This is a genomic window from Chromobacterium sphagni, from assembly GCF_001855575.1.
GTDB classification, from domain to species: Bacteria; Pseudomonadota; Gammaproteobacteria; order Burkholderiales; family Chromobacteriaceae; genus Chromobacterium; species Chromobacterium sphagni.
Window position 1 is genome coordinate 808,469 of sequence record NZ_MKCS01000001.1, and the last position, 13,856, is coordinate 822,324.

Consider the following 13,856-nt stretch of genomic DNA (forward strand, 5'->3'; position numbering starts at 1 on the left):
ATCCGAACACGTCTTTTGTGGAAAATCCCATGCAGCCTTTGTCCGCCGATACCCTGCGCGCCGCCCGCCTATTGGCGGAAGGCGACTTCCGCTCCGCCTTGCAGGCCGCGCAGCAAGGCTTGCAGGCCGAGCCCGCCAACGCGCCATTGTGGAACCTGCTGGGGGTTTGCGCCGCCCGCCTTGGGCAATTGCCGCTGGCCGCGCAATGCTGGCACCAGGCGCTGGCGCGGGACGCCGCCACGCCGGACGCGCACTACAATCTGGGCTGCCTGCATGCGGAGCAGGGCGAGGCGGCGGAGGCGGAAACGCATTACCGCGCCGAGCTGGCAAGGGATGGCGAACATGTCTCCAGCCTGGGCAACCTGGGCGCGCTGCTGCTCGACAGCGGCAGGATCAACGAGGCCGAAGCCTGCTTCCGCCGGGTTGTGGTCCTGCAGCCGCAGGCCGCCGCCGCCCATTACAATCTTGGCCGCCTGTTGCGGCAGCAGGGGCGGGGCGAGGAGGCCGCCGAGCGTTTGCGCCAGAGCCTGGTCCTGGAGCCGGACGATGCCGAGGCGCTGCAGCTGCTGGGCCAGCTGCTGGTGGAGCTGGGGCAGCCTGCCGAGGCGGAGAACCTGTTGCGCCGGGCGCTGGAATGGGCGCCGGGGCATGCGGCCGCGTTGAACAATCTGGGCTTGCTGCTGTTGGAGCAGCGGCGCTGGGGCGAGGCGGAGGACTGTCTGCGGCAAGCGCATGCGCGGCAGCCGGAGGCGGTGCTGGGCAATTTGGTGGCGCTGCTGTCGGCCACCAACCGGCCGGCGGAGGCTGAGGCGCTGTTGCGCGAGGCGCTGCTGGCGGCGCCGGGCCATGTCGAGTGGTTGTGCCTGTTGGGAGTCGCGCTGCAGGAACAGGGGCGGAGTCGGGAGGCGGAGCAAATTTGGCGCCGCGGCCTGGCGCTGTCGCCGCAACACCGCCGGCTGCGGCAGAATCTGGGGTATCTGCAGCTGGCGCGCGGCGATTATCAGGCGGGCTGGCAAAATCACGAAGCCCGGCTGATGTCCAGCCATTATCCGCAGCCGGATTCGCCGCGCTGGCAGGGCGAGCCGCTGGCCGGCAGGCATCTATTGCTGGTGTTCGAGCAGGGCTACGGCGACGCGATCCAGTTTTTCCGCTACCTGCCGTTGCTGCGGCAGCGCGGAGCGGCCAGGCTGACGCTGATGTGCCGCGAACCGCTGCTGGCGCTTTTTTCCGCCCACGACCCGGCGGCGGAGTGTCTGCCCATCCTCCGCACTTCTCCCGATTTCCCGCCGCACGATTGCCATGTGTTTTCGATGAGCCTGCCTGGCCTGCTGCGCGCCGAGCCTCTGTCCCTGCCTTGCTATCTGCGGGCGGATTCGTCACTGGGCGAGGCGTGGCGCCGGCGCCTGCCGCCGGACGGGCGCAAGATCGGGCTGGTGTGGCGCGGCCATCTGGCCCATCCATTCGATCATTGCCGCTCGCTGCCGACGCCGGCGCTGTTCGAACCGCTTTGCGCGCGGAGCGACGCGCACTGGATCAGCGTGCAGCCCGATCCTGTGGTGGAGGAGCGGGAGTGGGTCAAGCGGCATTGCGCGCTGGAGCTGGGATCGGCATTGGGCGATTTCGCCTCCAGCGCCGCCTTGCTGGCGCAGCTGGACCTGCTGATCACGGTGGACACCGCGATGGCGCATCTGGCCGGCGCGCTGGGCGTGCCGTGCCGGTTGCTGCTGTCCAGCGAACACACCGACTGGCGCTGGGGGGAGGAAGGGGAGGTCACGCCGTGGTATCCGTCCGCGCGGCTGGTCCGCCAGCGCCGCGGCGAGGATTGGGCCGCGGTCATCGGCCGGATGGGCGCGCCATAGTGTACGGCCATGCGCGCCGCGCGGCTAAAGACAAAACGCTTGCCTCGTCGGCGCCGGTATTCGCCTGATGCGGGCCTGCTCTGCGCGGCATGGCGGAAAAGGCCCGGTTACAGCCATTTACCTGGATTCATCAAGCCGTCCGGGTCCAGCGCCTGCTTCAGCTGGCGCATCAAGGCCAAGGCCACCGGGTCCTTGTAGCGGGCGAGCCAGTCCTTCTTCAGCTGGCCGACGCCGTGCTCTGCCGCCAGCGTTCCGCCCAGCCTGTAGACGTGGTCGTAGACGATGGCGTTGACGGCTGCCTCGTCGTCGAACAGGTCGACATTGCCCGGCCGGGTGTAGCTGACGTTGTAGTGCAGATTGCCATCGCCGGCGTGGCCGAAGGCGACGATGCGGATGGCGGGGAAGTCGGCCTCCAGCGCGGCGGCGCAATCGTTCACCAAGGCCGGCAGCGCCGAGGTCGGCACCGCGATGTCGTGCTTGATGCTGGGGCCGTCCAGGCGCTGGCTTTCCGATATTTCTTCGCGCAGCCGCCACAGTTTGCGCCGCTCGGTCTCGTTCTGCGCCACCACGCCGTCGCTCATGTCCCGGCGCGACAGCCATTCCACCAGGCTGTCGTTGAGAAGCGCGGCGTCGCCTCCGTCGGACAGTTCGATCAGCACCAGCCACGGCGCGCTGAACGGCATCAGCTTGGGATGATGGCGCAGCAGCACCTGTTGGCAGTTGCGGTCTATCACTTCAAACGCGGTCAGGCGGTCGCCAAAGCGCGCGCGCAGCGCGTTCAGCCAGGCGATGGCGGTTTCGATGCCATCCACTCCCACCATCGCGGTGGCGTGGGCGGCGGGCTGCGGAAACAGCTTCAGCGTGGCGGCGGTGATCAGGCCCAATTGGCCTTCGGCGCCGATGAACAGCTGCTTCAAGTCCAGGCCGGTGGTGTCCTTGCGCAGGCCGGACAACTGGCTGAGGATCCGGCCGTCCGGCAGCACCACTTCCAGCCCCAGCGTCAATTCGCGCATGGTGCCGTAGCGCAGCACCGCCACGCCGCCGGCGTTGGTGGACAAGTTACCGCCGATCTGGCAGCTGCCCTGCGAGGCCAGCGACAGCGGAAATAGCCGGCCGGCCGCCTCGGCCGCCTGCTGCGCTTCCTGCAGGGTGGCGCCGGCGTCCAGCGTCAGCGTGTCGTTGTCGGTATCGATTTGGCGGATCTGGCGCAGCCGGCGCAAGGCCACGATCAGCTGGCGGCCGCTGCCGTCCGGCGTGGCCGCGCCGCAGGTGGAGGTGTTGCCGCCCTGCGGTACGATGGCCACCTGGTGCGCGCGGCACAATTTCACCAGCTCCGCCACTTCCGCGGTGCTGCCGGGCAATGCCACCGCCAGCGGCGCGCCCTGGTAGCGGCGGCGCCAGTCTAGCGTGTAAGGGGCGGTGTCGGCCGGTTCGGTGAGAATATGGGCCGGGCCGATCAGGCCCGCCAGCTGCTGCAGAAAGGTATGCATGTTCAGAAGGGTCCGTTGCTGTCGCGCAATCGGTCCGGCAGGCCGTCGTGGCCGCCGTCGGGGCGTGCCGGGGCATCCACCCAGTGCTCGACGCCGGCGGCGGCGTTACGCTCGGGATTCAGCGGGTAGTGATAGCGGTTGTCCTGGCGGCGGGCGTCGCCTACCACCAGCAACCGTACCGCGCGCTCGCTGTTGTTGATGAAGGTGTGGCACAGGCCGTCGCCGGCCTTGAAGCCCACCGCATCGCCTTCGGCCAGCCGGTGCAGCGTGCCGTCCAGCCACAGGTCGGGAGCGCCCTCCAGCACCAGGATGATCTCGTCCTCGGTGCTTTCGCAATGCGGCAGGCTGCTGCGCCGGCCCGGCTCCAGCCGGACGTGGTTGACGCCCAGCCGGGCGAAGCCGAAATGCTGGCCGAGGCGGGCGGTATAGCCCATTGCCTCCTGGCTGCCTGGATAATGGCCGGCCTCGGCGCTTTCCAGTTCGCTCCAGCGTTTGATGCAGTCGGGGCGGCTCATTGCGTAGTCTCCATGGTGTCCAGTTCGTTTTCCTCCACCGCCCGGTACAGCGCTTGCGGCGCCTGCGTGACCGCGGCCCAGTAGCGGTCGCCGTATGACCAGTGCCACCACTCGGATGGATAGTTGACGAAGCCGGCGGCTTGCATCGTCTGGATCAGGATGGCGCGGTTGGCGCGCGCGGTCTCGGACAGGTGCGGGTGCTGGGTGTAGCAGGCGCCGTCCGACTCTTCGCTGTCGGCGTTGAACGGACAGCCTAGGTCCAGCTCGTAGCCCGCCGGGTCCATCAGCGTGACGTCCACCGCCGCGCCGGTGGGGTGCGGGGCGACTTCCGGCGGCGCCACATACAGGCTAGCCTGCTGGAATCGCGCGATGTCATCAAGATCGGGCTTCAGCGCGCGCAGCCGCGCCAGATGCTCGTCGAAGGAGCGCCGTTGGCGCGCGAGCGGTCGGTAAGCCTCCTTGATATACAGCCGCAAACCATTCGGCAGCAGCCCGGCGGCGTGCTGCAGCCGTTCGGCCACCGCGCGGCGCGCTTTGAGAAAGTGCCGACTGCGGCTGGAGATCTGGCTGCGGCTGAGATCCACTTGCCAACAGGAGAGGAAGCCGGCCAGATCGACAAAGGGCTCGTCGACGCCGGCCAGAGGGATGTCCAGCAAGAGCGGATCGGCGAGGGTCAGCATGCTTGCGCTCCGCGGTTTATTCGGGAATGTCGGCCGCCATCAGCGCGTCCGGGTGTTGCCAGCCGGGTTGCGCGGCGATGCGTTGCAGCCAGCTGTTCACGTGCGGCCAATCCTCGATGTCGAGGCCGGCGTCGGCCAGCCACCACAGATAGCCGCACAGCGAGACGTCGGCGATGCTGATCTGGTCGCCGGCCAGGTAGCGGCGCGCGGCCAGTTCGGCTTCCAGCACCGTCAGGTCATCGCGCAGCCTGGCTTCCAGCCAGGTTTCCACTTCGCCGGGATAATGGGCGATAAGCCGCGAATAGCGCAGATTGGGCAGCGACTGGCCCAGGCGGTTGCTTTCCCAGCTCAGCCATTCGCGCACGCGCTGGCGTTCACCCAGCGCGCCGCCCAGCGTGCCGTAGCTGTCGGCCAGCCATTGCAGGATGGCGTTGGACTGGCATAGCGGCACGCCATCGGCCACCAGCACCGGCACTTCGCCATAGCGGCTGGCGGCGCGGAAGTCGGCCGGACGCTGGCTGCGCGGTTCGGCAATGTCGATGTGGACGTAGTCGTGCGAGATGTCGGCCAGCATCAGCGCCAGCCTGGCCTTGTAGCTATGGCCGGAGTAGCGGTTGCCGTACAGGATGAGATTGCTCATCGATTGCGCTTTCGAGAATTCGTTGAAACCATCTTAGCTCCGGTTGCGGGAACCCAGCCATGCCGCGGCGAAGGCCAGCGGCAGCGAGAACAGCGCCGGGTTGGAATAGGGAAACAGCGGTTTGGCATGGCCGAGCGCCGCCATCCATACCGCCGGGCCGCAGACGATCAACAGCAGCGAGCCGGCGATGCCGGCTGCGCCTCCCCACACTGCGCCGCGCGCAGTCAGGCCTGGCCAGTGCAGCGCCAACAGCAGCAGCGGGAAATTGGCCGAGGCGGCGATGGCGAAGGCCAGGCCCATCATCACGGCGATATTGAGTTGCTGAAACCGCGTGGACAGGGCGATGGCTAGGAGGCCCAGACCCAGCGTGGCCAGCCGCGACACGTTCAGCTCCTGGCGCGGGTCGGCCTGGCCGCGCTTCAGCCATACCGCGTACAGGTCGTGGCTGACGGCGCTGGCGCCGGCCATCGCCAGCCCGGCCACCACCGCCAGAATGGTGGCGAAGGCGACGGCGGCCACCAGCGCGCCGCCAGTTTCACCGCCCAGCAGGCCGGCCAGGTGCAGCGCCGCCATATTGCCGCCGCCCAAGAGCTTGCCATCGGCGCCGTGGAACTGCGCGGCAGGCCCCACCAGCACCATCGCACCATAGCCGATGACGATGTTGAGGACGAAGAAGGCGGCCACCAGCCAGGTGGCGATGCTGACCGAACGGCGCGCGGCGCGCTCGTCGGCCACGGTGAAGAAGCGCATCAGCACATGCGGCAGGCCCAGCAGGCCCAGGCTCAGCCCCAGGCCCAGCGACAGAACTTCTACTGGGTCGGCCAGCGCCTGGCTGGGCAGGAAGGCCGCCGCGCCGCGCAGTTTCTCCGCCGCGTCGAACAGCGCGGCCGGACTGCCGCCGAAGCGCGACAGCACCCCGGCGGCCAAGAGCAGCGCGCAGGCGAACAGCAGGCTGGCCTTGCTGATCTGCACCCAAGTGGTGGCCAGCATGCCGCCCAGCGCCACGTAGACCATCATCAGCGCGCCCACCAGGCCTACCGCCGCCAGATAGGGCAGGCCGAACAACAGCTCGATCAATTTGCCGGCGCCCACCAGTTGCACGATCAGGTAGCACAGCGTCACCGTCAGCGAGCCGGCTATGCTCACCAGCCGCACGCCGGTGTGGTCGAAGCGCTGGCTCAAGACTCCCGCCACGGTATAGCGGCCGCGCCGGCGCAAGGGTTCGGCCAGCAGCAGCAACAGCAGCGGCCAGCCGGCCAGCGTGCCAACCGCGTAGGCCAGCGAGTCGTAGCCCTGGCCCAGGTACATGCCGGCGGCGCCGAGGAAGGCGGCGGCGGACAGGTAGTCGCCGGCCAGCGCCACGCCGTTCTGCCAGGCGGGCAGATGGCCGCCGGCGGTATAGAAATCATTAAGGGAGGCGGTGCGGCGCCGGGCGGCGGCGGTGATGGCCAGCGTCAGCAGGATCAGCGCCAGGAACAGCAGCTGGGCATGGCTCATGGCGTGTCTCCGTCGGACGAGCGGCCATGCCGTGCGGCGATCAGGCAGAACAGCAGCAGCAGCGAGAGCGCCAGCAGGATGGAGGCGGGCAGGCCGGCGAGGCGGCCGGCAAGCCAGCTCGGGCGCAGCGCCAGGATCAGGTAGTAGCCCAGGCAGCAGGCTATGGTTAGGCAGGCCAGCAGTCGCTGGGATGGTTCAGGCTTCATGCGGCGGGCAATCGGACAAAAGACCGAGTGTAGCGCATGTCAGGCGGATGCGGACGGCTGCCATCGCATCAGCCAGCGCGCCTCGCCGGGTCCGAAATAGCCGGGATCGTGGCCGATCACGGCGAAGCCCAGCCGCTGGTACAACGCGGCGGCCGGGTTGGCAGGGTCAACCGTCAGCTGGATGCCGCGAGCGCGCGGCCGCATCGCCGCCAGCGCCGCTTGCAGCAAGGCCTTGCCGACGCCGCGGCCGCGGCAGGCGGGCAGCAGCGCCAGAGACAACAGCCACAGTTCGTCCGGCTGCTGGCTGGGGGCGCCCAGCACATAGCCTATGGGCGCGCCGGATTCGTCTTCGGCCAGCCAGAACCAGTCCGGCCACAGGTCCAATGCCTGACGGAAGAAGAAGTCCGGATAGACATGGCTGCCGAACACGGCCTGCTCGATGGTGAATACGGCGGCCAGATCGGTCTGGCGGGCTTGGCGCAGTTGCATGGAAGGAGCTGTGCGGAGGGTGCGGGACAAGCCGGCAGAGTAAACGATGGCGGGCGGGCGGGGAAGGGGGGGGCTTAATCAAAAAATCATATTGCTGCAGCACACTGCGCGCTGGCTTGATTTGCTGTCGTCATGAATGTTCAATATTTCCGGAGCGTAGCCATGAGCGAGTTGTCACGTCGTGAGTTTCTCAAACTGTCGGCCGCAGGCGTTGCGGCCGGCGCCATTCCGCCGGGGCTGGCCGCCGCCATGGCGATCCGTCCCGCCGGGCGCAGCCTGTCCGCGGTCAAGCATGTGGTGGTGTTCATGCAGGAAAACCGCTCGTTCGACCATTACTTCGGCATGCTGCGCGGCGTGCGCGGCTTTGGCGACCGCAGCGCGCTGCAACTGCGCAACGGCAACAGCGTGTTCCGCCAGCCGCATGTGTTGTCCAGCGAATACCCGTTCCATCTGGACAGCAGCCGCACCAATGCGCAGTACCTGACCGATCTCGACCACTCCTGGACCGGCACCCACGTGGCCTGGAACCAGGGCAAGTACGATGGCTGGGTGGCGGCCAAGACCAGCCTGACCATGGGCTACTTCAACCGCGCCGACATCCCCTACCATTACGCTCTGGCCGACGCCTTCACCATCTGCGACGGCTATTTCTGTTCGCAGCAGGGGCCGACCAATCCCAACCGGCTGTACCTGTGGAGCGGCACGGTGGACGCCGCCGGCAAGAATGGCGGACCGGTCACCGACAACAGCGAGAAGGGCTACAGCTGGACTACCTATCCCGAGCGCCTGCAGTCGGCCGGCGTCAGCTGGAAGGTGTACCAGGTGGTGGGCGACAATTTCGACGACAACGCGCTGGCCTGGTTCAACCAGTACCGCAGCGCCAAGCCGGGCAATCCCTTGTACGACCGCGGCATGAGCTCGGTGCCCAAGGTCAGCGGCAATTCGGTGCAGGACCTGGTGGCCGCTATCCGCAGCGACGCCATCAACGGCACGCTGCCGCAGGTGTCGTGGATAGTCGCGCCGCAGGACTATTCCGAGCATCCCAGCGCGCCGCCGGCCGCCGGAGCCTATCTGGTGGACCAGGTATTGCAGGCGCTGACCGCCAATCCCGACGTCTGGGCGTCCACGGTGATGCTGCTCAACTACGACGAGAACGACGGCCTGTTCGACCACGTTCCTCCGCCGGTGCCGCCGTCCGGCACGGCAGGAGAGTACGTGTCCGGCGCGCCCATCGGCCTGGGGCCGCGGGTGCCGATGCTGGTGTTGTCGCCGTGGAGCCGCGGCGGCTATGTCTGCTCGCAGGTGTTCGACCATACCTCGGTGATACGCTTCCTGGAAAGCTGGACTGGCGTGCAGGAACCGAATATCTCCGCCTGGCGTCGTCAGACCTGCGGCGACCTGACCGCCGCGCTGGATTTCGGCAGCAGCAACCCCAGCGTGCCGACCTTCCCGGACACCGCGGCGCTGTTGACCCAGGCGCAGCAAAGCAAGAGCTGGCCGGCTCCGGTCGCGCCGGTGCCGGGGCAGATGCCGCAGCCGGAGGCCGGCCGCCGCCCGGCGCGCGCCTTGCCCTACCAGTGCAATGCCTACGCCAGCACCGATGCCGCCGGCGGCATGGTGTGGATTCACATGCAGAACAGCGGCAGCCAGGCGGCGCATTACGCCATCTACGCCAACCAGTACCGTCTGGACGGCCCGTGGCAATACGATGTGGCGGCCGGCGGCAATATCCAGGACTACTTCCATGTCCAGACCTACGGCGGCGGCTGGTATGACCTGACCCTGTACGGTCCCAACGGTTTCCTGCGCCGTTTCTGCGGCAATATCCACAGCGCGGCCGGCGTGCTGGAGACGGTGAGCGGCGTGGCCGTGGTGCAGAGCGTGCCGCAGCTGACCTTGCAATTGAACAACGGCGGCAAGACCGCGGTGACTTTCCAGGTCAGCGCCAATGGCTATGGCGGCGGCGCGGCGCAGCAGGTGAGCGTCAACGGCGGCGGCAGCCAGATGCTGAGCTGGAACTTGGCCGGCGTCTACGGCTGGTACGACATCACTGTCACCTGCACCCAGGACAGCAGCTTCCTGCGCCGTCTGGTGGGCCACGTGGAGAATGGCGCGGCCAGCGTCAGCGGCTGAGCGCGGCGTTCGCCGGCGGCAATAAAAAAACCCCTGTCGCGTTGACAGGGGTTTTTTCGGTTTTGCGGCCGATTACTCGACGCGAACCTGAACAGCTTGCAGACCCTTTTGGCCCTTCTCGACTACGAAGGAAACGGTCTGGCCTTCTTTCAGGCTTTTGAAACCATCGCTTTCGATAGCTTTGAAGTGAACGAACAGGTCGTCACCGCCACCTTGAGGGGTGATGAAGCCGAAGCCTTTTTCATCGTTGAACCACTTTACGGTGCCGGATTGGCGATTAGACATGGGATATCTCCAGGAAACAGGTGTTTTCAGTGCTGTATAGCTCAGGCCGGTAAAGTCCGGCCGATCATGCACCTGTGCCCATCATAAGCGAATTCTCGCTGTTGTGGCTGATTAGTCGACAATGACTGTGCATTCCATCCCCGCGTCATGCGCATAATGTCCTGCTTTCACAGGGGGATTCGGCTGAAATGGTAGGTGTGCGGGCATACTGTCGCTGTACGAAATGCCAGGGCGGCTGACGCCAGGAGCGCTCGCTGGCCTGGCCCCCGTCCGCCTTCTCTATGCCGCCGGGCGCTTCCGACCTGGCGTCGGGCTTCGGCTTCGGCAAGCGACCGTCCCAGCCGGCGCGGCATTGCCGATCTTGGCGGCATCGGCTTGCCAGTCGATCGAGGCCTGGTTGACTGCCGCATTGGCGCGGGTGGTTTGCGGCGCGGCGCGGCGGTTGCCGGGAACGGCGCGGAAAGCCCGCGCCGGGCGATGGCAGCGAACATGCCGCCCGCTGGCGGCGAACGGCATGTGGAAGGTGTTGCGCGGGAGAGACGTTACCACATCACCTTGACCCGGTTATCCCCCAGCCAGTCCGACAGCGACAGCAGCAGGCCGTCGTCCAGCCGCACTCCCCATTCCGGCGGCAGCATCAGGTCGCCCTTCGCTTCGCCGTTGTTGTAATGCAGCCGCACCGGGCAGCCGGATTCCTGGCTCTTGAACGGATGCAGCTCCGCTTTGAGGCGGGCCACGTCCACCTGGCCGGACAATTGCAGCGCCAGGCTGCGGGCGTAGCGGCTGCGCGCTTCGCCAAGGCTGTACAGCTTGTCGACGATGATGCGCAGGCGGCCGGCGCCGGCGAAGCTGTCCTCGCTGACCTTGCCCTCCACCACCAGCACCACGTCTTCCTTCAGCTTGTCGCGGTTGGTCTCGAAGCTTTCGGCGAACAGGCTGACTTCCAGCTTGGTGCTGCCGTCGTCCAGTTCGACGAAGGCCATCTTGCCGCGGTTGCCCACCTTGACGCGAATGCCGGTGACGAAGCCCGCCAGCAGCTGCGGCGTCTTGTTGGGGATCAGCCGCGACAGCGGCGTCTTGATGAAGGCGCGCACTTCCTTCTCGTAGGCGGAGAACGGGTGGCCGGACAGGTAGAAGCCTATGGCCAGCTTCTCTTCGGCCAGCTTCACCGCGTCGCTCCACGGCCGGGTGGCGACCATTTCCACTGCTGCCGCGACATCGTCGCCGAACATGTCGAACAGCCCGCCCTGGTTGGCGTTGGCGTGCTCCTGCTCCGCCGCCTCCATCGCCAGGCCGACGTTGGCGAACAGCAGCGCGCGGTTGGGTTCGATGGAATCGAACGCCCCGGCGCGGATCAGCGCTTCTATCACCCGCTTGTTGACCAGCTTCTTGTCGGTGCGCTTGCAGAAGTCGAACAGGCTGGTGAACGGGCCGCCTGCCTCGCGCATCGCCACGATGTGGTCCACCGCCGATTCGCCGCTGCCCTTGACCGCGCCCAGCGCGTAGCGGATGTGCTTGCGGTCCACCGGCACGAAGCGGTAGCGGCTGTGGTTGACGTCCGGCGGCAGGAACACCAGGCCGTTCTTGTGGTCGGTGGCGTCGTCGTAAAATATTTTCAGCTGGTCGGTGTTGTCCAGTTCGGTGGACATCGTCGCCGCCATGTAGGCGGCGCAGTGGTGGGCCTTCAGCCAGGCGGTATGGTAGGCCACCAGCGCGTAGGCGGCGGCGTGCGACTTGTTGAAGCCGTAGCCGGCGAACTTCTCCATGTAGTCGAAGATTTCGTTGGCCTTGGCTTCCGGAATGTCCTGCTTGCCGGCGCCTTCGACGAACATGGCGCGCTGCGCCACCATCTCCTCGACCTTCTTCTTGCCCATCGCTCGGCGCAGCAGGTCGGCGCCGCCCAGGCTGTAGCCGCCGATCACCTGCGCCGACTGCATCACCTGCTCCTGGTACACCATGATGCCGTAGGTGGGCGCCAGCACCGGCTCCAGCAGCGGGTGCAGGTACTCGAACTTGGCGCCGTGCATCCGCTGGATGAAGTCGGGGATCAGGTCCATCGGACCCGGACGGTACAGCGCCACGAAGGCGATAATTTCCTCGAACTTGCTCGGCTTCGCCTCCACCAGCATCTTTTTCATGCCGCTGGACTCGAACTGGAACACGCCGGTGGTGTTGGCGCTGGCGAACACCTTGTAGGCGTCGCGGTCGTCCAGCGGCAGGTGGGCGACGTCGACGTCCTCGCCGCTGACCTGCTTGATGTACTTCTGCGCCAGTTCGATGATGGTGAGGTTGCGCAGGCCCAGGAAGTCGAACTTCACCAGGCCGATCTGCTCGACGTCGTCCTTGTCGAACTGCGACACCGGCGCCGCGCCTTCGCCGCTGGCGATGTACAGCGGGCAGAAGTCGGTGAGGCGTCCCGGCGCGATCAGCACGCCGCCGGCGTGCATGCCGATGCCGCGCGTCAGGTCTTCAAGCTTCATCGCCAGCTCGATCAGCTCGTTCGCGCCCTCGCTCTCGATGATCTCGCCGATCTGCGCCTCCATCTCCATCGCCTTGGTCAGCGACAGCGGCTTGTTGGCCTCCAGCGGAATCAGCTTGGATAGGCGGTCGCACAGGCCGAACGGCAGGTCCAGCACCCGGCCGACGTCGCGGATCACCGACTTGGACGACATGGTGCCGAAGGTGGCGATCTGGCTGACCGCCTCCTCGCCGTATTTCTGCCGGGTGTACTCGATCACGCGCCAGCGGTTCTCCTGGCAGAAGTCGACGTCGAAGTCGGGCATCGACACCCGTTCCGGATTCAGGAAGCGCTCGAACAGCAGCGCGTACTTCAGCGGGTCGAGGTCGGTGATCGACAGGCTGTAGGCCACCAGCGAGCCGGCGCCTGAGCCCCGGCCCGGACCCACCGGGCAGCCATTGGCTTTGCCCCATTGGATGAAGTCCGCCACGATCAGGAAGTAGCCGGGGAAGCCCATCTGGATGATGGTGTCGCACTCGAATTTCAGCCGGGCGTCGTATTCCGGCCGACTGGCCTCGCGTTCGGCCGGGTCCGGATACAGTTGCGCCAGCCGCGCTTCCAGTCCGCGCTTGGCTTCATAGACTAGGAAGTCGTCCAGCGACATGCCGTCCGGCGTCGGGAACAGCGGCAGGTAGTTCTTGCCCAGCACCACGCTGATATTGCAGCGCTTGGCGATTTCCACCGTATTGGCCAGCGCCTCAGGGATGTCGGCGAAGCGCTGCAGCATGGCCTCGGTGCTGAGGAAATACTGGCATTCGGCAAAGTTCTTGGGGCGGCGCTTGTCGCCCAGCGTGAAGCCTTCGGCGATGCACACCCGCGCCTCGTGCGCTTTGAAGTCGTCCGGCTCCATGAACTGGATCGGATGGGTGGCCACCACCGGCAGTCCCATCTCGCCGGCCAGCCACAGCGTGGCCTGTACCACGTTTTCCACCTGGGCGTTGTCCACCCGCTGGATTTCCAGGTAGAAAGATCCTGGGAACAGCTTTTCCCAGTAAGCGGCGCGGCGCTGGGCCTCTTCGCGCTGCGCCATCGACAGCGCCATGCCCACATCGCCCAGGTGGGCGCCGGACAAGCACAGCAGATTGTTGTTGTCGCCGCTCTCCAGCCAGGCGCGCTTGATTTCGGCGCGGCCGCGGTACTGGTTGTGGCTGAAGGCCTCGGTCAACAGTTCGCACAGCCGGCGGTAGCCCTCGCGGTTCTTGGCTGTGAGCAGCAGGCGGTACGGCTTGTCGCGGTCCTCCTCGTTCTCCAGCCAGATGTCGGCGGAGACGATGGGCTTGATGCCCTTGTTGCGGCAGCTCTTGTAGAACTTGACCATGCCGAACAGGTTCATCAGGTCGGACATGCCCAGCGCGGGCATGCCGTCCTTGACGGCGCGCTTCACCGCGTCGTCGAGGCGGACCACGCCATCGGTGATGGAAAACTCCGAGTGGAGGCGAAGATGGACAAAGCGAGGTGCGTTCATCCCGGCATTTTACCGGGTGGAGCTGTGGCAAACCAGTTGAATCGCCAGCGTCTTGCGGCTGGTGTTCGGCGCGCCATGC

At 66.7% G+C, this 13,856-nt stretch carries 11 protein-coding genes; 2 read left to right on the forward strand and 9 right to left on the reverse strand.

The window, feature by feature from the left end:
• Positions 1 to 29 precede the first annotated feature (29 nt).
• The gene (locus tag BI347_RS03925) at positions 30 to 1,859 is read left to right on the forward strand and encodes a tetratricopeptide repeat protein (protein WP_071111072.1); all 1,830 of its coding nucleotides are present in this window, start codon (positions 30 to 32) and stop codon (positions 1,857 to 1,859) included.
• A 107-nt stretch (positions 1,860 to 1,966) separates the two neighbouring features.
• Here BI347_RS03925 and BI347_RS03930 read toward each other — a convergent pair whose 3' ends face one another.
• The 7 genes from BI347_RS03930 to BI347_RS03960 are packed head-to-tail and all read right to left on the reverse strand — an operon-like array spanning position 1,967 to position 7,376.
• The gene (locus BI347_RS03930; RefSeq protein WP_071115347.1) at positions 1,967 to 3,349 is read right to left on the reverse strand and encodes an FAD-binding oxidoreductase; all 1,383 of its coding nucleotides are present in this window, start codon (positions 3,347 to 3,349) and stop codon (positions 1,967 to 1,969) included.
• Positions 3,350 to 3,351: 2 nt separating this feature from the next.
• Positions 3,352 to 3,864: a cupin domain-containing protein gene (locus BI347_RS03935; protein WP_071111070.1), complete on the reverse strand. Its 513-nt coding sequence runs from the start codon at positions 3,862 to 3,864 to the stop codon at positions 3,352 to 3,354.
• A complete protein-coding gene (locus tag BI347_RS03940; protein ID WP_071111069.1) occupies positions 3,861 to 4,544 on the reverse strand; it encodes a M15 family metallopeptidase in 684 nt (227 codons plus the stop codon). Before BI347_RS03940 ends, BI347_RS03935 begins: the two co-directional genes overlap by 4 nt.
• 16 nt (positions 4,545 to 4,560) lie before the next feature.
• Positions 4,561 to 5,184, reverse strand: coding sequence for a glutathione S-transferase family protein (locus tag BI347_RS03945; protein ID WP_071115348.1), 624 nt, complete (start codon positions 5,182 to 5,184; stop codon positions 4,561 to 4,563).
• A gap of 33 nt (positions 5,185 to 5,217) precedes the next feature.
• Entirely contained in the window at positions 5,218 to 6,681 is a 1,464-nt protein-coding gene (locus tag BI347_RS03950) for a sodium:solute symporter family transporter (protein WP_071115349.1), read from the reverse strand.
• Entirely contained in the window at positions 6,678 to 6,887 is a 210-nt protein-coding gene (locus BI347_RS03955; protein WP_071111066.1) for a hypothetical protein, read from the reverse strand. The genes BI347_RS03950 and BI347_RS03955 overlap by 4 nt, the downstream gene beginning before the upstream one ends.
• A 39-nt stretch (positions 6,888 to 6,926) precedes the next feature.
• On the reverse strand, positions 6,927 to 7,376 hold the full coding sequence (locus BI347_RS03960) for a GNAT family N-acetyltransferase (RefSeq protein ID WP_071111065.1): 450 nt from the start codon (positions 7,374 to 7,376) through the stop codon (positions 6,927 to 6,929).
• Between the two features lie 162 nt (positions 7,377 to 7,538).
• Between BI347_RS03960 and BI347_RS03965 the strand changes: the two genes are divergently transcribed.
• Complete coding sequence (locus tag BI347_RS03965) at positions 7,539 to 9,509, forward strand: phosphocholine-specific phospholipase C (protein ID WP_071115350.1); 1,971 nt, start codon at positions 7,539 to 7,541, stop codon at positions 9,507 to 9,509.
• A gap of 72 nt (positions 9,510 to 9,581) precedes the next feature.
• Here the strand turns inward: BI347_RS03965 and BI347_RS03970 are convergent, their stop codons facing one another.
• Together BI347_RS03970 and dnaE are read right to left on the reverse strand one after the other, a co-directional pair.
• Positions 9,582 to 9,794, reverse strand: coding sequence for a cold-shock protein (locus BI347_RS03970; RefSeq protein ID WP_043577099.1), 213 nt, complete (start codon positions 9,792 to 9,794; stop codon positions 9,582 to 9,584).
• A 542-nt stretch (positions 9,795 to 10,336) separates the two neighbouring features.
• Positions 10,337 to 13,777 (reverse strand): DNA polymerase III subunit alpha, encoded by a 3,441-nt coding sequence (dnaE, locus tag BI347_RS03975; RefSeq protein ID WP_071115351.1) that lies wholly within the window; start codon positions 13,775 to 13,777, stop codon positions 10,337 to 10,339.
• Between the last annotated feature and the right edge of the window lie 79 nt (positions 13,778 to 13,856).

Bases quoted from the DNA above. Each gene is read 5' to 3' on its own strand.
- BI347_RS03940 (WP_071111069.1), bottom strand. From the start codon at position 4,544: ATGCTGACCCTCGCCGATCCGCTCTTGCTGGACATCCCTCTGGCCGGC.
- dnaE (WP_071115351.1), bottom strand. From the start codon at position 13,777: ATGAACGCACCTCGCTTTGTCCATCTTCGCCTCCACTCGGAGTTTTCC.
- BI347_RS03950 (WP_071115349.1), bottom strand. From the start codon at position 6,681: ATGAGCCATGCCCAGCTGCTGTTCCTGGCGCTGATCCTGCTGACGCTG.
- BI347_RS03955 (WP_071111066.1), bottom strand. From the start codon at position 6,887: ATGAAGCCTGAACCATCCCAGCGACTGCTGGCCTGCCTAACCATAGCC.
- BI347_RS03970 (WP_043577099.1), bottom strand. From the start codon at position 9,794: ATGTCTAATCGCCAATCCGGCACCGTAAAGTGGTTCAACGATGAAAAA.
- BI347_RS03930 (WP_071115347.1), bottom strand. From the start codon at position 3,349: ATGCATACCTTTCTGCAGCAGCTGGCGGGCCTGATCGGCCCGGCCCAT.
- BI347_RS03935 (WP_071111070.1), bottom strand. From the start codon at position 3,864: ATGAGCCGCCCCGACTGCATCAAACGCTGGAGCGAACTGGAAAGCGCC.
- BI347_RS03965 (WP_071115350.1), top strand. From the start codon at position 7,539: ATGAGCGAGTTGTCACGTCGTGAGTTTCTCAAACTGTCGGCCGCAGGC.
- BI347_RS03925 (WP_071111072.1), top strand. From the start codon at position 30: ATGCAGCCTTTGTCCGCCGATACCCTGCGCGCCGCCCGCCTATTGGCG.
- BI347_RS03945 (WP_071115348.1), bottom strand. From the start codon at position 5,184: ATGAGCAATCTCATCCTGTACGGCAACCGCTACTCCGGCCATAGCTAC.
- BI347_RS03960 (WP_071111065.1), bottom strand. From the start codon at position 7,376: ATGCAACTGCGCCAAGCCCGCCAGACCGATCTGGCCGCCGTATTCACC.